The organism is Streptomyces sp. NPDC031132, assembly GCF_055570595.1.
In genome coordinates this window covers 80870-100400 of the sequence record NZ_JBVIGX010000007.1, presented here as the reverse complement: position 1 = coordinate 100400, position 19531 = coordinate 80870, and the positions used below count along the sequence as shown (strand labels likewise).

Annotated in this window: 16 protein-coding genes; 7 read left to right on the top strand and 9 right to left on the bottom strand. The window is 72.1% G+C overall.

The genetic code is table 11. From position 1 onward, the window contains the following. Positions 1–5: 5 nt before the first annotated feature. The 6 genes from ACZ49B_RS12845 to ACZ49B_RS12820 form a co-directional block, all read right to left on the bottom strand. Positions 6–1022 (bottom strand): SDR family oxidoreductase, encoded by a 1017-nt coding sequence (locus tag ACZ49B_RS12845; protein WP_468304849.1) that lies wholly within the window; start codon positions 1020–1022, stop codon positions 6–8. Between the two features lie 52 nt (positions 1023–1074). Next, on the bottom strand, positions 1075–2202 hold the full coding sequence (locus ACZ49B_RS12840; protein ID WP_468304223.1) for an enolase C-terminal domain-like protein: 1128 nt from the start codon (positions 2200–2202) through the stop codon (positions 1075–1077). Positions 2203–2207: 5 nt separating this feature from the next. Next, complete coding sequence (locus ACZ49B_RS12835; protein ID WP_468304220.1) at positions 2208–4031, bottom strand: thiamine pyrophosphate-requiring protein; 1824 nt, start codon at positions 4029–4031, stop codon at positions 2208–2210. Between the two features lie 46 nt (positions 4032–4077). After that, positions 4078–6990, bottom strand: a complete 2913-nt coding sequence (locus ACZ49B_RS12830; protein WP_468304217.1) for an FAD-binding and (Fe-S)-binding domain-containing protein — start codon at positions 6988–6990, stop codon at positions 4078–4080. A gap of 103 nt (positions 6991–7093) precedes the next feature. After that, a complete protein-coding gene (locus tag ACZ49B_RS12825; RefSeq protein ID WP_468304214.1) occupies positions 7094–7558 on the bottom strand; it encodes a universal stress protein in 465 nt (154 codons plus the stop codon). A gap of 150 nt (positions 7559–7708) precedes the next feature. Next, positions 7709–8500, bottom strand: a complete 792-nt coding sequence (locus ACZ49B_RS12820) for an N-formylglutamate amidohydrolase (RefSeq protein ID WP_468304211.1) — start codon at positions 8498–8500, stop codon at positions 7709–7711. Positions 8501–8749: 249 nt separating this feature from the next. On the opposite strand from ACZ49B_RS12820, the gene ACZ49B_RS12815 reads away from it, so the two are divergent. Then, the gene (locus tag ACZ49B_RS12815; protein WP_468304208.1) at positions 8750–12982 is read left to right on the top strand and encodes a molybdopterin-dependent oxidoreductase; all 4233 of its coding nucleotides are present in this window, start codon (positions 8750–8752) and stop codon (positions 12980–12982) included. An 80-nt stretch (positions 12983–13062) separates the two neighbouring features. Here the strand turns inward: ACZ49B_RS12815 and ACZ49B_RS12810 are convergent, their stop codons facing one another. Continuing rightward, positions 13063–13749, bottom strand: a complete 687-nt coding sequence (locus ACZ49B_RS12810; protein WP_468304205.1) for a TetR/AcrR family transcriptional regulator — start codon at positions 13747–13749, stop codon at positions 13063–13065. A gap of 202 nt (positions 13750–13951) precedes the next feature. Between ACZ49B_RS12810 and ACZ49B_RS12805 the strand changes: the two genes are divergently transcribed. The 4 genes from ACZ49B_RS12805 (at position 13952) to ACZ49B_RS12790 (ending at position 17086) form a co-directional block, all read left to right on the top strand. Then, positions 13952–14983: a medium chain dehydrogenase/reductase family protein gene (locus ACZ49B_RS12805; protein ID WP_468304846.1), complete on the top strand. Its 1032-nt coding sequence runs from the start codon at positions 13952–13954 to the stop codon at positions 14981–14983. Between the two features lie 49 nt (positions 14984–15032). Next, positions 15033–15557 (top strand): SRPBCC family protein, encoded by a 525-nt coding sequence (locus ACZ49B_RS12800; RefSeq protein WP_468304203.1) that lies wholly within the window; start codon positions 15033–15035, stop codon positions 15555–15557. A gap of 92 nt (positions 15558–15649) precedes the next feature. Next, positions 15650–16063, top strand: coding sequence for an ATP-binding protein (locus tag ACZ49B_RS12795; protein ID WP_468304200.1), 414 nt, complete (start codon positions 15650–15652; stop codon positions 16061–16063). Between the two features lie 459 nt (positions 16064–16522). After that, entirely contained in the window at positions 16523–17086 is a 564-nt protein-coding gene (locus ACZ49B_RS12790; RefSeq protein WP_468304843.1) for a hemerythrin domain-containing protein, read from the top strand. 79 nt (positions 17087–17165) lie between these two features. On the opposite strand, the gene ACZ49B_RS12785 is transcribed toward ACZ49B_RS12790, so the two are convergent. Further along, the gene (locus ACZ49B_RS12785) at positions 17166–17708 is read right to left on the bottom strand and encodes a cysteine hydrolase family protein (RefSeq protein WP_468304197.1); all 543 of its coding nucleotides are present in this window, start codon (positions 17706–17708) and stop codon (positions 17166–17168) included. 32 nt (positions 17709–17740) lie between these two features. After that, complete coding sequence (locus ACZ49B_RS12780) at positions 17741–17938, bottom strand: hypothetical protein (RefSeq protein ID WP_468304194.1); 198 nt, start codon at positions 17936–17938, stop codon at positions 17741–17743. 192 nt (positions 17939–18130) lie between these two features. On the opposite strand from ACZ49B_RS12780, the gene ACZ49B_RS12775 reads away from it, so the two are divergent. Both ACZ49B_RS12775 and ACZ49B_RS12770 read left to right on the top strand, forming a co-directional pair. Then, positions 18131–18931: an SDR family NAD(P)-dependent oxidoreductase gene (locus tag ACZ49B_RS12775; RefSeq protein ID WP_468304191.1), complete on the top strand. Its 801-nt coding sequence runs from the start codon at positions 18131–18133 to the stop codon at positions 18929–18931. Positions 18932–19094: 163 nt separating this feature from the next. Then, a complete protein-coding gene (locus ACZ49B_RS12770; RefSeq protein ID WP_468304188.1) occupies positions 19095–19409 on the top strand; it encodes a hypothetical protein in 315 nt (104 codons plus the stop codon). The last annotated feature ends 122 nt before the right edge of the window (positions 19410–19531 follow it).

The window sequence follows — 19531 nt, the reverse complement described above, 5'->3', positions numbered from 1 at the left end:
ACGCCTCATCCCCGCGCCGACCGCCGACGCGCAGCCAGCAGTGCCGTGGTGCCCAGCACCGTGGCCGATGCCGCCGCTGCCGCCCAGGCCGGGTGGTGGGACAGCCACATCTGCGGGGCGCGCCCGTGGGCCTCACGGTCGAAGGAGCCGTGGGCACCGTGGTCGTCCCCGTCCTCCCCGTCCAAGGGCTCCCAGAGGTTGTGGGGGCGGTCCGGGTCGTCCGGTACGGCCGTTTGCTGGGAGTCGTAGCCGGTGCGGGCGAGGTAGCGGTCGAGCAGCCCGGAGACGACCTTGTCGGCGAGGATCGTCGCCGCCGTACCGGCACCGACGTAGTACTGCTTGCGTTCCGGATGGTCGGCGGCGTAGAGCACGGCACGGGCGGCGACTTCGGGTTGGTAGATCGGTGGGACCGGCTGCGGACGACGGGGCAGCCGGGACAGCACCCAGGAGAACTGCGGGGTGTTGACGGCCGGCATCTGGACCACGGTGACGCGGACGTTGCTGCCCCGGTGCATGAGCTCGGTCCGGATCGACGACGTGAAGCCGTTGACGGCGTGCTTGGCGCCGCAGTAGGCGGACTGGAGCGGGATGGACCGTGCGCCGAGGGCGGAGCCGACCTGCACGACGGTTCCGTGGTCCTGCGGCACCATACGGCTCAGTGCGGCGCGTGTGCCGTTGACGAAGCCCAGGTAGGTCACCTGCGTGACGCGCTCGTACTCCTCGGGCGTGATCTCGTCGAACGGGGCGAAGACCGAGGTGAAGGCGGAGTTGACCCAGATGTCGATCCCGCCGAACTCCTGCACGGCCGCGTCGGCGGCGGCTTCCACCTGCCGGTGGTCCGCGGTGTCGGTCGGGACGGCCAGGGCATGACCGCCGGCCGCTTCCACTTCCCGGACGGCAGCGTTCAGGCCCGCCCGGCCGCGGGCGAGCAGGACGACGTTCGCGCCCCGGGCGGCGAATTCCCGGGCAGTGGCCCGGCCGATGCCCGCGCTGGCGCCCGTGATGACGACGGTCTGCTGCATCCTGCTCTCCTCCATCGCCTTGCTGCGGCTCACCATGGCCCTTCCGTTCCCTTCAGGCGACGCGGTAGCGCTCTGCCCCATCGCGTCGCAGTGTCAGCCCGAGCCCCGGTGCTCCCGGCTCGGCGGGCCTGATCTGCCCGCCTGCGGGGTCCAGGGTCCCGTCGAAGAGGAGCTGCTCGATCCGGACGTGGTCGTGGAACCACTCGAGGTGGCGCAGGTTGGGTACCGACGCCGCCGCGTGGGCGTGCAGGTGCGGGGCGCAGTGGCCCGACATCTCCAGCCCGGCGGCCTCGGCGAGGGCGGCGGCGCGCAGCCACACGGTGATCCCTCCGCACCGGGTCGCGTCGGCCTGCAGGCAGTCCACGGCGTCGGCGGCCACCATGTGGTGGAAGTACGCGAGGGTGTACCCGTACTCACCGGCCGCGACGTCCAGGGGGACGGCGGCTCGGATCTGTGCGAGACCGGTCAGGTCGTCGGAGGAGACCGGTTCCTCGAACCAGGTGACGTGATGGGCGTCGAGGCAAGGGGCGAGACGGACGGCCTGTTTGCGGGTGTAGGCGCCGTTGGCGTCGACGTAGAGCTCGGTCTCGTCGCCGATGCTGCGGCGCGCCCGTGCGATGCGCGCGCGGTCGCGCTCCTCTGCCCGGCCCCAGGATTCCCCGATTTTGATCTTCACCCGTGGAATGCCTTGCTCCGCCACCCAGCCGCGCAGTTGGCGGTCCTGCTGCCCGTCGTCGTACGTGGTGAACCCGCCGCTGCCGTACACGGGGACCTCGCGGCGGCTCCCGCCGAGCAGCCCGACGAGCGGGAGCGCGAGCAGCCTCGCCTTGAGGTCCCACAGGGCGATGTCGACGGCCGAGACGGCGCCGGCGACCAGCCCGGGGCGGCCCGCGTTGCGCACGGCCCGGTTCATGGCTTCGTTGGCTGCGGGGACGTCCCAGACGCAGGCGCCGGCCACCACGTCGGCCAGCTGCTCCCGGACGACCTGGGCCGTGGCCGGAGCTCCGTAGGTGTAGCCGAGTCCTGTCGTGTCGCCGGAACGGACCTGCACCAGGATCAGCGTCGTGGAGTTCCAGGCGAGCGTCCCGTCGCCCTCCGGCGCGTCGGTGGGGACGGTGTAGACGGCACTCTCCACACCGTCCACCACCGGATCGGCCGCGCCGCCTCGGGGAAGTGTCATGATCCCTACCCGTTCGCCGGGGCGCCGGGCCGGTCGTCGCGCTTGCGGTGCCCGGGCAGCATCTCCTGGACCTTGGCCTTCAGCCCCTGCCTGATCATTCCGGTGCGGTCGCTGTCGCCCTTGACGATCGCCGCGGCCGCGGCCTCGATCTGGTCGAGCGTCGCGTGCGGAGGGATCGGCGGCACCGCGGGGTCGGTACGGAAGTCGATCACGAAGGGGCGCCCGGCGCCCAGGGCCTGCTGCCAGGCGGGCTCCACCTCGTCGGGCTTCTCCACCCGTACCCCGTCGAGGCCGATGGAGCGGGCGAAGTCCGCGTACGGCACGTCGGGGATCGCCTGGGAGGGCAGGAACTGCGGAGCCCCGGACAGGGCACGCATCTCCCAGGTGACCTGGTTGAGGTCCTGGTTGTTCAGGACGGCCACGATCAGTCGCGGATCCTCCCATTCGGACCAGTACTTGGCGACCGTGATGAGCTCGGCCATTCCGTTCATCTGCATCGCGCCGTCCCCGACGATCGCGATGGCCGGCCGCCCGGGGCGGGCGAACTTGGCTCCGATGAGGTAGGGCACGCCGGGGCCCATGGTGGCGAGGGTGCCGGACAGCGATCCGCGCATCGATCCGCGCATCCGCAGGTGGCGGGCGTACCAGTTCGCGGCGGAGCCGGAGTCGGCGGCCAGCATCACGTCGTCCGGCAGGAGGGCGTCGAGGGCGTGCACCACGTACTCGGGGTTGACGGGATCGGCGTCCACGGCGGCCCTGCGCTGCATGACTTCCCACCAGCGGGCGGTGTCCTTCTCGATCTTCTCCCGCCACGCCCGGTCCTCCTTGCGCCGCAACCGGGGCAGCAGCGCGCCCAGGGTCGCCTTCGCGTCCCCGACGAGGTTCACCTCGAAGGGGTAGCGCAGGCCGATCATGTGGGGGTCGATGTCGATCTGCACGGCGCGCGCCTGGTCGAACTCGGGCAGGAACTGGGTGTACGGGAAGCTGGAACCCACCACGAGCAGGGTGTCGCAGTCCCGCATCATCTCGTAGGAGGGGCGGGTGCCGAGCAGTCCGATCGAGCCGGTCACATAGGGCAGGTCGTCGGGGAGCGCGTCTTTGCCGAGCAGCGCCTTGGCGACGCCCGCGCCCAGCACCTCGGCGAGTTCCTCGACCTCGGCTCGTGCGCCGCGGGCTCCCTGGCCGATCAGGACGGCCACTTTCTCACCGGCGTTGAGGATCTCGGCCGCGCGCGCGACCTCGTCCTCGGCCGGAACGGGCGCGTAGGCGGCCGTCCCGATGCTGGAGGGCACCATCTTGAACGCGTGCTGCGGCGGGGAGTAGTCCAGTTCCTGTACGTCGGCGGGGACGATGATCGCGGTGACCGTCCGCGCGGCATAGGCCGTGCGGACGGCCCGGTCGATGACGTTCGGCAGTTGTTCCGGGACGGTCACCATCTCGCAGTACGCGGAGGCGACGTCCTTGAAGAGGCTCAGGAGGTCGACTTCCTGCTGGTAGGAGCCGCCCATGGCGCTGCGGTCGGTCTGGCCCACGATCGCCACCACCGGAACGTGGTCGAGCTTCGCGTCGTAGAGGCCGTTCAGCAGGTGGATCGCTCCGGGGCCGGAGGTCGCCGCGCAGACCCCGACCTTCCCCGAGAACTTGGCGTACCCCACGGCCTGGAAGGCGGCCATCTCCTCGTGACGCGCCTGGATGAACCGGGGCTTGTCGTCGGCGCGGCCCCAAGCGGCGAGAAGGCCGTTGATGCCGTCTCCGGCGTAGGCGAAGACGTGGTCCACGTGCCATTCGCGCAGCCTCTGCAGGATGAAGTCGGACACTTTGACGGACACGGGTTCCTCTCCTTTCGGCAGGCCCTTCGCGGGCCGCCCGTTCGGGTCAGGGACGGCTCTTCAGGCCGAGTGCCAGGGCCTCGCTCAGGTGCACGGCCCGGCGGCCGGTGCCGCCCTGTTCGATCTGGGTGCGGCAGCTGAAACCGTCCGCGACGATCAGCGCTCCGGGAGCGGCGCCCCGTACGGCCGGCAGCACGCCTTGTTCGGCGATCTTCATCGACAGCTCGTGGTGGCCGCGTTCGAACCCGAAGTTGCCGGCGAGCCCGCAACAGCCCTCGTCCAGGACCTCGGCTTCGATACCGGCCCGGCTCATCAGCTCCCGGTCGGGGTCGAACTTCATCACCGCGTGCTGGTGGCAGTGCGTCTGCACCACGGCGGCGCGGCCGACGCGCGGCGGCCGCCATCCCGCGGCGGCATCGCTGAGGAGCAGCTCGGAGAACGTCTTGAACTGCTCCGCGAGCCGCCGTACGTCCTCGTCCTCGGGCATCAGCTCGGGAGCGTCGGCGCGGAAGACCGCGGTGCAGGAGGGCTCCAGTCCGACCACCGGAGTGCCGGCTTCGATCCACGGCCGCAGCACTTCCACCGTGTGCTTCAGGACCCGCTTCGCGGTGGCGAGTTGCCCGGTGGAGATCCACGTCAGACCGCAGCAGACGGTCCGCGTGGGCACCGCCACCTTGAATCCGGCGTCCTCCAGGACGCGTACGGCCGACTTCGCCACCTCCGGATGGAAGTGGTTGCCGAAGGTGTCGGGCCACAGCACGACGGTACGGGGGTCGGCGGGATCCGGCACGGGTGTGCCCCGCCGGCGCCACCACTGCACGAAGGACTCCTCGGCGAAGAGCGGGGCGTCGCGCTCCGGCGCCACACCGCCGAGCCGCTTGCCGAGGGCGGCCACCCCCGGCGCGTGGAGTGCGGCGTTGAACAGCCGCGGCGCACATCTCGAAAGGCGCGCCCACAGCGGCAGCCAGCCCATCGAATAGTGCGAGGCCGGCCGCAGCCGCCCCCGGTAGTGGTGGGCGAGGAACTCGGCCTTGTACGTGGCCATGTCGACGCCGGTCGGGCAGTCGGACTTGCAGCCCTTGCACGCCAGGCACAGGTCGAGCGCGTCGCGGACCTCGGTGGAGCGCCAGCCGTCGGAGACGGCGGAGTCGGCGTGCCCGCCCAGCATCTCGAACAGCAGCCTGGCCCGGCCGCGCGTGGAATGCTCCTCCTCGCCCGTGGCCCGGTAGGACGGACACATCACGCCGCCCTGGTGCGAGCGGCACTCCCCGATACCCACACAGCGCATCACGGCACGGGTGAACGAGTGGTCGTCCTGCGGATAGGCGAATGCGGTGTCGCGGCCCTGCGGACGCCACAGCGGACCCAGTCGAAGGTTCTCGTCCACCCGGTACGGAGAGACGACCTTGCCGGGGTTCATCCGGTCGTCCGGGTCGAACAGCGCCTTGACCTCGCCGAATGCGCCGACCAGCCGCTCGCCGAACATCCGCGTCAGCAGTTCCCCGCGCGCCTGTCCGTCGCCGTGCTCCCCGGACAGCGACCCTCCGTACGAAACGACCAGATCGGCCGCGCGGAACAGGAACTCCCTGAATTGCGCCAGGCCTTCGGCACTCTTCAGCTGGAAGGGGATGCGCGTGTGCACGCAGCCCTGGCCGAAGTGCCCGTAGAGCGAGGGATGGTCGTAGTCGAACTCCACGAAGAGCTTCTTCAGGTCGCGCAGGTAGGCGCCGAGCTGCTCGGGCGGGACGGCGGAGTCCTCCCACCCTTCCCACGTCTCCCTGCCGTCCGGCGGCCGCGCGGTCACCCCGAGCCCCGCCTCCCGGGCCCGCAGCAGCTGCTGCTCACGGCCGGGGTCGTCCGAGAACGCCACGGTCGGGTCGGCCTCGTCACGGCCCAGTGCCCGCAGCAGGTCGCGGGCCTGGCCGTCGGCCTCCTCCCGGCTGTCGCCGCTGAACTGGACCAGCAGCCAGCTCTCGCCCTCCGGGAACCGGTCCAGGGAATCGAGGTGGGATCCCTCTTCGCGCATCAGCTGGGCCATGCGGCCGTCCAGGGCCTCCAGCAGCTCCGGATCGCCGTGTTCCAACAGCCTGGGCACGTCGTCGGCCGCGGCGCAGATGTCGTCGTAGCCCAGGACCACCATGGCCTCGTGGGCCGGTACCGGAACCAGGTCCAATTCGGCTCGCAGGACGGTGACCAGGGTGCCCTCGCTGCCGACGAGGGCCCGGGCCAGGTCGAAGCCGTTCTCCGGGAGCAGAGAGTCCAGGTTGTAGCCCGAGACCCGCCGCGGCATGGCGGGGAAGCCGAGCCGTACGTCACCCAGATGGCGGTCGATGATCTGCCGCAGGCCCTGGTAGAGGCCGGCCCGTGGGCCGCCTTCGGTGACGACCGCTTCGAACTCCTCGGGGGAGGTGGGGCCGACCGTGCAGCGCGTTCCGTCGTAGGTCAGGATCTCCAGGCGGCGTACGTTGTCCACGGTCTTCCCGTACGCCTGGGCCGAGGCACCGCAGGAGTTGTTGCCGATCATGCCGCCCAGCGTGCAATGGCTGTGCGTGGCGGGTTTGGGCCCGAACTTCAGCCCGTGCCGGGCCAGCTGCCGGTTGAGCTGGTCGAGCACGATGCCCGGCTCGACGACGCAGGTCCTGGCCTCGGGGTCGACCGACACCAGGCGGTTGCAGTACTTCGTCCAGTCGAGGACGACCGCCGCGTTGGTGCACTGTCCGCCCAGGCTCGTTCCGCCTCCTCGGGACAGCACCGGCGCACCGAACTGCGCGCATACGGCGACCGCTTCGACGCCGTCCTCCACGCTGCGCGGCACCACGACCCCGATGGGGACCTGCCGGTAGTTCGAGGCATCGGTCGAGTAGGCCCCCCGGCTCCCGGCGTCGAAGCGCACCTCGCCCCGCACGCGGCTGCGCAGGGCCTTCTCCAACGCACCGTCGGCCACCGCTGCGGCGGTCATGCACACCTCCACTGCGATACGGGCCCCCGCGACGGCCTGGAGCGAGGACCACTCGTCTCCGGGGCGCCTGCCCCCGCGTCGCGGCGGTAATCGATCGATCCCGCTAGGTGGTGTCGGCCGCGGCGGAGGCGGGCCGCGGGCGGACGATGACCACCGGGCAGGCCGCATGGAGGGCGCACTGCTGGCTCACCGAGCCCAGCAGCAGACGGGCGAAACCGCCCCGCCCCCTGCTGCCCACGACCAGGAGTTCAGCGCCCTCCGACGCAGCGGTCAGCACGTCGGCGGGGTTGCCCCGCACCACGTGCAGATCCAGGGGGACGGGACGGTCCCGGCCGACCACCCTGCGGATCTCCTCGGTCACGGACCGCCGGGTCTCCGCCTCGTCGAAGTCGGCATCCACCGCGGGAACCGACCACCCCATCTCGAGGGGCAGATCGTAGGCGGCGATCGCTTCCACGCCCGCTTCGATCAGGCTCGCGTGGCGCACCGCCCAGCGCAGTGCCTCGTACGAGTCCGGGGAGCCGTCGAGGCCCACCACCACGCGCGGGGCACTCCTGTCGTCGCCCATGGCCGATCCCTCCTTCGCGCCGGGCCGGCGGGGTTCGCAGGGGCGGCGGCGAGCCGAATGTCCTGCACGTCCGCCCGGCCCTCATGGCGTCTGCCCGCGCCCGGCGGCGGCACACCCGCGCGGTCCGGCCTCACGCCGGGTGGTGCCCCGTCACCCGGTCACCCGGTCCACGAGGGCGGCCAGCGCGCCCGCCAGCACGTCGAGACCGGGGCCCGCCGGTCCTCCCGGCTCGCTCATGTAGAGGTCCCGCCGGATCTCCACCATCAGCGCGCCGACCCGCGCGTCCTTTCCGTAGTGGCGCAGTGGCACGTACGTTCCCGCGAACGGGCTGTCCAGCCCCGTGCCGCCGAACCCCGCGAACGCCTGCTGCGCCGCGTCGAGCAGGGGACGGGGCGTGTGGAAGGCGTCCGTGCCGATGCAGATCGGCGGGCGCGGTCCATCGCCGTGGAGCTCGTAGGGCAGTGCCCGCGCCGGGTAGGAGTGCACGTCGAGGATCACGGCCCGCCCGACGGCCGCCAGCCGCTCCTCCACCGCGTCCGTCATCGCCTGCGCGTACGGGTGGAAGTACCGCTCGACCAGCGGCCGTCCGTCGAAGTCGGCCGGGCGGAGCTCGTCGCGGTGCGTCGTCCGCGTGTAGACCGCGCCCATCCCCCGCGCCAGCATCTCCTCGCGCTCGTCGGGGAACCGCTCGGGGTCGATGACCAGCCGCGACAGCCGGTTCTCGAACCGCCAGGGGGTGACGCCGGCGGCCTCGGCCGCCCGCGCCGCGATCTCCGCCGTGTGCGAGTCGGTGATGTGGTCCAGCTCCCCTTCGAGCGCCCGGTCGTCCAGCAGGATCCCGGCGCGGACGTCCGCGGGTATGGCGCGGGACGAGTGCGGGACGTGGAGTATCACGGGTGAGTCGGGAGCCCCGGCGTGAAGGAGGGCGGCCGCGTCGCTCATCTGGTTCCTCGTTGCATGTCGCGTACGGATCAAGGTGCGAGGCCATCATGTCCGCTCGGCAGGGACCCCTCGGCACGTGTCTCACCTCCCGTGGTGACCTTGGCGCAGAGGCTTGTAACCCCCGGGTGGCACCGCCCGTTACATGTACGCAACACGGACTTTCTACGTTGGGCCGCAACGGGATCGACCTGCACACGGCCGCAGCGGCCCCGAGCGGTGGGGTCGGCCGGCTGCGCGAGGAGGTCTGCTGTGGCGGAGGCGAGGGCCGCGACCGGTCGGCAGGTGCGTACGGTCTGCTCCTACTGCGGTGTCGGCTGCGGGGTCGTACTGGACATCGCCAGGGGCGGCGACGGGCGCCGTACGGTGGCCAAGGTCGGCGGCGACAAGCAGCACCCCGCGAACGCCGGACGCCTGTGCACCAAGGGCGCCACGCACGCCGACATGCTGGCCGCGCCCGGCCGGCTGGAGACCGCATTGATCCGCGGCGAGCGGGGCGCCGAGCCGGCCGCCGTCGCGGTGGACGCGGCCGTCGCCGAGACGGCCCGCCGCCTGCGGGAGATCCTCGACGCGCACGGCCCCGACGCGCTGGCGCTCTACGTCTCCGGCCAGATGTCCCTGGAGGCCCAGTACCTCGCCAACAAGCTGGCCAAGGGGTTCCTGCGGACGAGCCGGATCGAGTCCAATTCGCGGCTGTGCATGGCGAGCGCCGGCAGCGGCTACAAGCTCTCGCTGGGTTCGGACGGGCCGCCCGGCTCGTACGAGGACTTCGAGCGGGCGGACGCGTTCTTCGTCATCGGCGCCAACATGGCCGACTGCCACCCCATCCTCTTCCTGCGGATGATGGACCGCGTCAAGGCCGCAGGAGCGAAGCTGATCGTCGTGGACCCCCGGCGCAACGCCACCGCCGACAAGGCGGACCTGTTCCTGCAGATCCGCCCCGGCACCGATCTGGCCCTCCTCAACGGGCTGCTGCACCTGCTGGTCGAGGACGGCCGGACCGACCCGGACTTCATCGCCGAACACACCGAGGGCTGGGAGGACATGCCCGCCTTCCTGCGGGACTACCCGCCCGCGAAGGTCGCCGAGATCACCGGCATATCGGAGGCGGACATCCGGCTGGCCGCCCGCTGGATCGGCGAGGCGGGCGAGTGGACGAGCTGCTGGACCATGGGCCTCAACCAGTCCGTCCACGGCACCTGGAACACCAACGCGCTGGTCAACCTGCACCTGGCCACCGGCGCCATCTGCCGTCCCGGCAGCGGCCCGTTCTCCCTCACCGGCCAGCCGAACGCCATGGGCGGCCGCGAGATGGGCTACATGGGGCCCGGTCTGCCCGGCCAGCGCTCGGTCCTGGTGGACGAGGACCGCGCGTTCGTCGAACAGCTGTGGGGCCTGCCGGAGAACACCCTGCGCACGGACGTCGGACGCGGGACCATCGAGATGTTCGAGCAGATGGCCGCCGGTGAGATCAAGGCGTGCTGGATCATCTGCACCAACCCGGTCGCCTCCGTCGCCAACCGCAGCACGGTCATCAAGGCGCTGGAGACCGCCGAACTGGTCGTCACTCAGGACGTGTTCGCCGAGACCGAGACCAACGCCTATGCGGACATCGTGCTCCCCGCCACCCTCTGGGCCGAGGCGGACGGCGTGATGATCAACTCGGAGCGCAACCTCACCCTGGTGCAGGGGGCCGCCGACCCGCCCGGCCAGGCCCTGCCCGACTGGGAGTTGATCGCCCGGGTCGCCTGCGCGATGGGGTTCGCCGAGGCGTTCACGTACAGCTGCGCCGAGGAGGTGTTCGAGGAGCTGCGGCAGGCCTGGAACCCGAAGACCGGCTGGGACCTGCGCGGTGTCACGTACGAGCGGCTGCGCTCGGGCCCGGTGCAGTGGCCGGCCGCCCCGGGCGGGCCGGACCGCAACCCGGTCCGGTACCTCAACGACGGCGTCAGCCAGACTCTGGTGGAGCGCTCGGACGGAAGCCGCCCCCGCCTGGTCTTCCCCACCGCGACGGGACGGGCCGTGTTCTTCGCCCGCCCCCATCTTGCGGCCGCCGAACTCCCGGACGACGACTACCCGTTCGTCCTCAACACGGGCCGTCTGCAACACCAGTGGCACACCCTGACGAAGACCGGCAAGGTCGCCAAGCTGAACAAGCTCAACCCGGGGCCGTTCGTGGAGATCCACCCGCAGGACGCGGCCGCCCTCGGGATCGGGGCGGGCGACGGGGTGGAGGTGGCTTCCCGGCGCGGGCGGGCCGTACTGCCCGCAGTCGTCACCGACCGGGTCCGGCCCGGGAACTGCTTCGCCCCCTTCCACTGGAACGACCTGTTCGGCGAATACCTCAGCGTCAACGCCGTCACCGACGACGCCGTGGACCCGATCTCCTTCCAGCCCGGGTTCAAGGTGTGCGCCGTGACGCTGACGAAGACACGGGCCCCGGTTGCCGTGGCCCTTCCGGCTGCCGGGCCCGGGCCCGGCCTCGGCAGCCCCGTCGCCGCCGGGGCGCACCCGGGCAGTGCCGTTGCGATGCTGACGCGGCCCGTGCCCGCCGGGGCCGCGGCGCCCGCCCTCACCTCGTTGTTCGGGCTGGACGGCCACACGCCGCCCACCCTCTCCGACCGGGAACGCCAGTACCTCGCCGGATTCCTCGCCGGGCTCGCCTCCGCCCCGCCCGGGGCGGGCGTCCCGGCGCTTCCCGCCGGGGCCCCCTTCGAGGCCGGGCACGCCCTCTGGGTCGACGGAGTGCTCGCCGGCACGTACTCGCGTACGGCGACGGCCCTGGCCGCCGCGCCGCCGGCCGCTCCGGCTCCGGCCACCGCCCCGCCGTGTACGCCGACCCGCCAGACCGTGGTCCTCTGGGCTTCCCAGACGGGCAACGCCGAGGACCTCGCCGCCACCGTCGGAACGGAACTGGCCGGCGGCGGCTCCGCGGCGACCGTGCACAGCATGGCGGACCGCACCCCCGCCTCCCTCGCTCCCGGCACGGATCTGCTGGTCGTCACGAGCACCTTCGGCGACGGCGACGCCCCGGACAACGGAGCCCCGTTCTGGGAGGCCCTGGCCGCGTCCGACGCGCCTCGGCTCGAGGACGTCCGGTACGCGGTGCTCGCCCTCGGCGACTCCACGTACGACGCCTTCTGCGGCCACGGCCGCCGACTCGACCGGCGCCTCGAAGAGCTGGGGGCCCGGCGCCTCCTGCCGCGCGTGGACTGCGAGCCCGACTACGAGGAGCCCGCCGCCCGGTGGCTGGAGCGGGTGCGCGACGCCCTGGCGGCCGCCCCGGAACCCGCCGCCCCGGAACCCGCCGGCCCGGAACCCGCCGCCGCCCCGCACCCGGCGGCCGCCGGGCCGTCCCGTGCGGTGCCGGACAAGAACTCCCCTTACACCGCCGGGCTGTCCGGCAACCGGCTCCTGAGCCTGCCCGGCGCCACGAAGGAGGTCCGCCGGTTCACCTTCGATCTGGGCGAGGAGGGCCCGGCGTACGAGGCGGGTGACGCCCTCGGCGTCCTCCCGGTCAACTGCCCCGACCTGGTGACGGAATGGCTGGCCGCCACCGGCCTCGCCCCGGACGCAGAGGTCGCCGTGCCCGGGCACGCCCCCATGCCGTTCGCCGTGGCGCTGCACCGGCACCTGGACATCACCCGTCTCACGCCCGACCTCCTGCGCTTCGTCACCGAGCACACCGGCGACCGCAGGCTGAAGCAGCTGACGCGCCCCGACAACAAGGACGGCCTCACCCAATGGGCCTGGGGGCGCCAGCCCGTCGACATCCTGGCCGAGTTCCCGGTCCGCCTCGGCGCGCAGGAGTGGGCCGAGCGTCTCAAACGCCTCCAGCCTCGCCTGTACTCCATCTCCTCCAGTCCCCTCGTCGACCCGCGCGAGGTGAGCCTGACCGTCTCGGTCCTTCGCTACGAGGGTCCGGGCGGCCGGCAGCGCAAGGGCGTCGCCTCCACCTTCCTCGCGGACGGCGAACCGGGCACCCCGGTACCGCTGTTCGTTCAGCGCTCGGGCCACTTCCGCCCGCCCGCGGGCGCGGACACGCCGGCGATCATGGTCGGCCCGGGCACCGGCATCGCCCCGTTCATGGCCTTCCTCGAACACCGCCGCGCCCTCGGCCACCACGGCGGCAACTGGCTGTTCTTCGGCGAACAGCGGCGGGCCACCGACTTCTACTACCGCGAAGAGCTCGAGGAGCTCCACCGGCACGGCACGCTCACCCGCCTCGACCTGGCCTTCTCCCGCGACCAGCGCACCAAGGTCTACGTCCAGGACCGCATGCGCGAGCACGGCGCCCAGGTGTGGTCATGGCTCCAGGACGGTGCCCACTTCTACGTGTGCGGTGACGCGAGCCGGACGGCGAAGGACGTCGACCAGGCGCTGCGCGACATAGCCGTGGCGCACGGCGGCCTCGACGAGGACGAAGCCGCCGCGTACCTGAAACAGCTCTCGGCCGACAAGCGGTACGGCCGCGACGTGTACTGAGCGCGGCGCGTACGGAGGAAGGGCCGGGACACCGCCCGCGGTGGTGGTACGGGGAAACGACCCGGAGGCGGGGGGACGAATCAGCGGGCGGTCAGGCCGTCCACCTCGGCCTCGAAGAGCAGGGCGGGGTCCAGGCCCATGCCGGTGAAGTGGCCCGCCAGCTCCAGGGACAGCACGCCGTGCAGGCGGGTCCAGAAGGCCATGGCCAGGCGCAGGGCCGACGGCGGGGCGTCCGGGTGGCTGCCGGCCCACTCCCGGTGGCCGGCCAGGTGGTCCTCGAAGGCACCGGCTTCCGCACCCGGGGCGGGGGCCGGTCCGGTGGCGGTGCAGGCATCGAGCAGGACGGACATCATCTCCGAGGCGATCGCGGTGACGTCCTGCGGCGCGTGGTAGCCGGGTACCGGGGTGCCGTAGATGAGGAAGTAGCGGTGCGGGTCCTCCAGGGCCCAGCGGCGGAGCACCTGCGCCAGCGCGGCGAGGCCGGGTCGGCCCGCCACCCCGTCGGCCGCGTCACCCGCGCCGCCGACGGCGATGAAGGCGTCGGCGAGGCTCCGGTAGGCGTCCCGGATGAGTTCGGTGATCAGCTCGTCGCGATTGGCGAAGTACCGGTACAGCGCCGGTCCGCTCATGCCCATCTGCTTGGCGATCGCATTGAGGGAGAGCGCCGAGGCGCCGGAGCCGGCGATCTGCTGCCAGGCCTTTTCCTTGACCTCGTCGCGCACCTGCTGCCGGTACCGCTCGCGCGGGGTCTTCGTACTCCCGATCATGCCCGTCACCCTCTCGTCGCCCATCGCCCGTCACCCATCGCCCGGATAGCGGTTGGTTAGAAGCTATCACCATCGGCAGGGACAGTCACGATCGGACGAACCACTCCCTTGACATCCGCGATACAGCCGCTCATTCTGGTTACAGCTTCTAACGAACACGAGATGCCGAAACACAAGAAGCGACAACCAACTGGAGGTCATGATGAACACCGCCGAGCTGATCGAGATCGTTCTGCCGGGCAAGGTCGAGCCGGAAGGCCTGGAGCTGCACCGCGGACCGGTTCCGGTCCCGGCCGCCGGGCAGGTGGTGGTCGCGATGGAGGCGACCGGCGTGTCCTTCGCCGAGCAGCAGATGCGCCGCGGCCGGTACTACGACCAGCCCGCGTTCCCCTTCGTCCCCGGATACGACCTGGTCGGCACGGTGCTGGCCGTGGGTGAGGGCGTCGGCTCCGGCCTGCTCGGCCGGCGCGTGGCCGCCCTGACGAAGACCGGAGGCTGGGCGAGCCACATCGCGCTGGACGCCGCCGACGTGGTGGAGGTACCGGACGGCGTCAGCGCGGTGGACGCGGAGACCGCGGTCGTCAACGGCGTCACCGCCTGGCAGATGCTCCACCGCAAGGCCCGGGTGCGCGCGGGCCAGACGGTGCTGGTCCACGGCGCCAACGGCGGAGTCGGCTCGATCCTGGTCCAGTTGGCGCTCGCCGCGGGCGCCCACGTGATCGGCACCGCCTCGCCCCGCCACCACGACGCGCTGCGCGCCCTCGGGGTGGTGCCCGTCGACTACCGCTCCGGCGACGTTCCCGCACGGGTACGGGCACTCGCGCCGGCCGGGGTGGACGCGGTGTTCGACCACGTCGGCGGCGAGGGCATCGTCGATTCCTGGCGTCTCCTGGCTCCCGGCGGCACGCTCGTCTCGTACGGCAGCGCCGCCACCCGCGACGACGAGGGCTCCGGCTCGTCGCCGATCCTCAAGCTCCTGGGCCGGGTGTGGATGTGGAACGCGCTGCCGAACGGCCGCAGTGCGTACTTCTTCAACGTGTGGGCCGGTCGCGCCTACGCCAAGGACCGCTTCCGGGCGCGCCTGCGCGCCGACCTCACCCAGGTGTTCACGGCTCTGCAGCGCGGTGAGATCACGGCGAAGGTCGCCGCCGAGATCCCGCTGGCCCGCGTCGCCGAAGCGATGCGCCTGGCCGAGTCCGGGACGGTCGCCGGGAAGGTCGTCCTCGTCCCCTGACCCGGCCGCCCGCCCCCTTCACCCTCACCACTCATCCAGGAGAACCGCCGTGCTGACCGCCCTGCTCGCCCAGGCCGCCGCCCTGCCCCTCGCCTTCACGCTCGGCATCGCCGGCGGCCACCACCCGGTGGAGATCGACCACGACGCCCCGGTCATCACGCGCGACGACATCGTCATCCACGCGCCGCTGCACAGGATCTGGAAGATCCAGACCGACGTGGAAGCCTGGCCGACGTGGCAGCCCGAGGTCGTCGGGGCGACCAAGCGCACGCCCGGCCCGCTGCGCGCCGGGTCCGTGTTCCGCTGGTCCGTCCACGGCCTCGCCGACATCGACTCCACCGTCCGGCAGGTCGTACCGCAGCGCCGCATCGCGTGGGGAGGACCGGCGCAGGGGATCACCGCGGTCCACGTCTGGACCTTCACCCAGCGCAAGGACGGGGTGCACGTCCACACCGAGGAGTCGTGGGCGGGTGCGCCCGTCGAGGCCGACACGCCCGCGCTCCAGCAGGCCCTCGACGCCTCGCTCGACACCTGGCTCCACCGCCTGAAGGCCGAGGCCGAAGGCGGAGCCTGAGCGGACGCCCCGGACACGGCCGTGTATGGGCTCGCCGCTGCCGGGCATGCGCTCTGTACGAGAAGGACAGGACACCTCACTCGGAGCCTCCGATGGCACCCTCGCACCCTCGGCCCCAGCGGCACCTCGACCTGCCCCCCGACATCAGCGCAGCCGGCCGCGCCCGCGACGCGACCTCGCGGTTTCTGCAGAACGCCGGCGACCAAGGGCAGCCGGTGCACCCGGCGGCCGCGGACGCCGCGGTGCTGATCGTGACCGAGCTCGTCACCAACGCCGTCCGGCACACCGACGGCCCGTGCACCCTCGATCTCGAGCTGCACGAGGGTCTGCTCGACATCGACGTCACCGACACCAGCTCGGCCCCGCCCGAGACGCGGATGCCCCACGTCAACGGGAGCGGCGGCTGGGGCTGGATCATCGTCCGCCACATCGCCCGTGACGTCGACGTCATGCCCACCCCCACCGGCGGGAAGCGCGTTCACGCCTGCATAGCCCTCGCCGGGTGACGCCGGTACGGGCCGGGCTCCGGTACGAGCGCCCCGTCAGCCCCGTCAGCCCCGCAGCCCCTCAGCCCGTCGGCGCGCTGCCGGCCGCCAGCCGCTCCAGGAGTGCGGCCCGGTGCAGCTCCGCGATCGGCGCGAGGAGGTCGGGCCCGCCGGCGGCGACCGAAGTGCGCGTCCAGGTCCGTCGGATACCGCAGCCAGGCGGCGAGCGTGACCGCTTGGCGGGCCTGCGCCTCCGCCAGGCCGCGCTGGAATGCGCCGCCGCCGGGCGGGTAGGCGCGGATGAGCCAGTGCGCTGTCGCCGCGACGAGCGGGGACAGAGAGAGGTCTGTGGGCACTGGCGGCCATCCGGCATGTTCGGGGGTTCCAGAACGCCACGGCAACGGCCGTGTCACCCGGGTCGGACTGGGATGGCCCGAATCGTTGCACACCACGGACCGCCCCTTCGAGGAGGAGAACGCCATGGGACACGGCGGTGACGTCATCGCAGAGCTGACCACCGACCACGGGGAAGTGGAGGATTTCTTCAAGGCAATCCAGAAGCTGCCCTCAGGGGACCCCCGCAGGAAGGAATACGCGGACAAGGCCACCATCGAACTGGTCCGGCACTCGGTGGCCGAGGAGGCGTACCTGTATCCGGCCGTACGCGAGTTCCTGCCCGAGGGGGACGCCGTCGCGGACAAGGAGCTGGAGGACCATGCGGCGGCAGAACGCATCATGAAGGACCTGGAGGGGTGCGACGCCGACGACCCCCGGTTCGACGCGCTGATCGACAAGCTCATGTCCGAGATCCGGGAGCACATCGCCGACGAGGAGCGCAACCTCTTCCCGCGGCTGCGCTCCGTGTGCTCGGCGGACACACTCAACGAACTCGGTGACAAGGTGCGCACCGCCAAGAAGACCGCACCGACGAGGCCGCACCCGTCCGCCCCGGACAAGCCGCCGGCCAACAAGCTCCTCGCGCCCGGGGTCGGCCTCGTCGACCGCCTGCGCGACATGATGAGCGGCCGCGGAAAGGACTCCTGACCGGGTGGCCGCGGCCCGCTCGGAGAGGAGCGGGCCGCGGCCGCTGTCCGTCGAGGCCGGCGGACCGCGCATCGCCGTTTCACCCCGCGAAGGTGATGTCCTCTGCGGAGCGGATGTCCGCCGCCATGTTGATCTGCATCATCCGCAGTGCGGCGTCCGCCAGGTCCTTGTGGATGTGGGCGACCGCGTCCCGTACGACGGTCACGTGCAGGTGGCGGATGTGGGCGTCCAGGGCGGAGTAGAGCACGCATTGTTCCGTCACCTGCCCGCACAGGATCAGGTGGTCCACCTCCAGCTCCCCCAGCAGATAGGCGAGCGGTGTCTCGTAGAAGATCGAGTGCCGTGCCTTGACGACGAACAGCGAGTCGCTGTCGGGCGCGACGGGTTTGACGAGTTCGGCGTGCGGGCCCGCCAAGGCCCTCTCCAGGATTTCGCCGTGGTGGGAGCGCCACAGTCCGAAGTTGTCGTTCACGTAGACCACCGGGACGCCGCGGCGGCGAGCCTCGTCCAGCAGCGTCCTGACACCGGGAAGGGCCCCGCGTGCGGCGGGCAGCAGCAGCTCCGCATCGTCATGGTCATAGGTGTTGATCATGTCGATGACGATCACCGCGCTGCCGGCCACCGCTGTCCGCCTCGGCTCGTTTCCGCCCCGCGTCAGCGGCCGAGGGCGTTCTTGAGCTGCTGCTTGCTCATCGTGGAGCGGCCCTCGATGCCGCGCTTCTTCGCCTCCTCGTACAGTTCGTCGCGCGTGCGCTCCGACGAGCCGCCGCCCCCGGCCTTCTCCCCGCCGCGCCGGGAGGCGGACGTGTGTGCGGACTGCCGTTCGCTCTTGCCGCTGGAACCACGGGGCATTGCAGGTCTCCTTCACCATGGGATGAACGGGCGCGGCCCGGCCGCGCGCGGCGTTCAACGTCATACTGCGAGCCGTCGCCCGACGCCGCTCGCCCGGATCCCCCAACCGGCGGCGCGGCGTGCTCGGGTGCGGGTGTGCTGCGCGGTTTCCGCCGGGCGCGTACCCGCCCGTACGCGGGGTAGTCGCCGCACATGAACACTTCGCGTCCGCTTTCCCTGGTGACGGGGGCGTCCAGCGGTATCGGCTTCGAGCTGGCCCGGGAGTTCGCCGCTCACGGCCATGACGTGTTCGTCGCAGCCGAGGACGACGACATCCACGGCGCCGCCCGACAGCTGAGCGTCCACGGGACGGAAATCCGTGCGGTCCAGGCAGATCTGGCCACCTGCGAGGGCGTCGAGACCGTCGTCCGCCAGGTGCGGGCCGAGCGGCGTCCCCTGTTCTCGGCGGCACTCAACGCGGGAATCGGCCAGGGCGGCGCCTTCCTGCGAACGAGTCTCACCGACCAGCTCCGCGTGATCGACCTCAACGTCACCTCCACGGTCCGCCTCGCCCGGCTCCTGCTGGAGGACATGGCCGCTGCCGGCGAGGGACGGCTGCTGATCACTTCCTCCGTCGCCGCCCAGCTGCCCGGCCCGTATCACGCGGTCTACAACGCGTCCAAGGCGTTCCTGCACTCCTTCGCCCTGGCTCTCCAGGCCGAGCTGGCGGACACCGGCGTCACGGTCACCGCGCTGCTGCCCGGGGCCACCGACACCCGGTTCTTCGTCCGCGCCGGGCTGCTCAACACCCGGCTCGGCAGGTCCAGGAAGGACGACCCGGGCCTGGTGGCCCGTCAGGCGTACGCGGCCCTCATGGCCGGCCGCCCGCAGGTCGTGGCCGGCTCGCTGCACACACGCGCCGAGGAACTGGCGACGCACGCCCTGCCCGGGCGGGTCAAAGCCGGACTGCACCGCCGCTGGGCCGAGCCCGGCAGGAGCAAGAGCCACCTGTGAGACGGCGCCGGCCCACTGCTGCGCGCGCCTTGTGTGATGCGCGTAGACGCCGAGGACCCTGCCCGGCCGACCTTTGCGCTCCCCGGCGCCGCGCCACGCGGGAACGCCGGACCCGCCGTAACGTGGAAGGGTCAGTGGACTCCGCGGTGAGGGGCGATGCGCCATGACCTGGGCTTCGTGGACAACGACAGGAGTGTTCGCCGGACGCGGCGGAGTACGCACCGAAGAGGCGGGGGTCCTCAGCGGGGACCTGACCGTGCACACCACCTGGTCGGGCCAGGAGGCCCAGGTGGCCGTGCAGTACAGCGGCGGCTCGGACTGGTTCACCGTCACCGGCAGTCCGGTGCCCTGCGCGTCCGAGGACGGCAGCCGCCACCTGCACCAGGCCATGGTGGACGCCGTACGCACCGGTGGGGCCGCCACCGTTCCCCGCAACCTGCCCGCAGACGCCCCCGGGGGCGGGGCGGGGCCGGTGTAGCGGGGGGGGGGCGGGGGGGCGCCCGGCGCGGGGGGGATGCTGCGCGAGACCCCCCCCACCCCCCCCCCCCCCCCGCACAACCGCCATTCTATGGCCATGCCGAACATGCCCTCGGAGAGTGT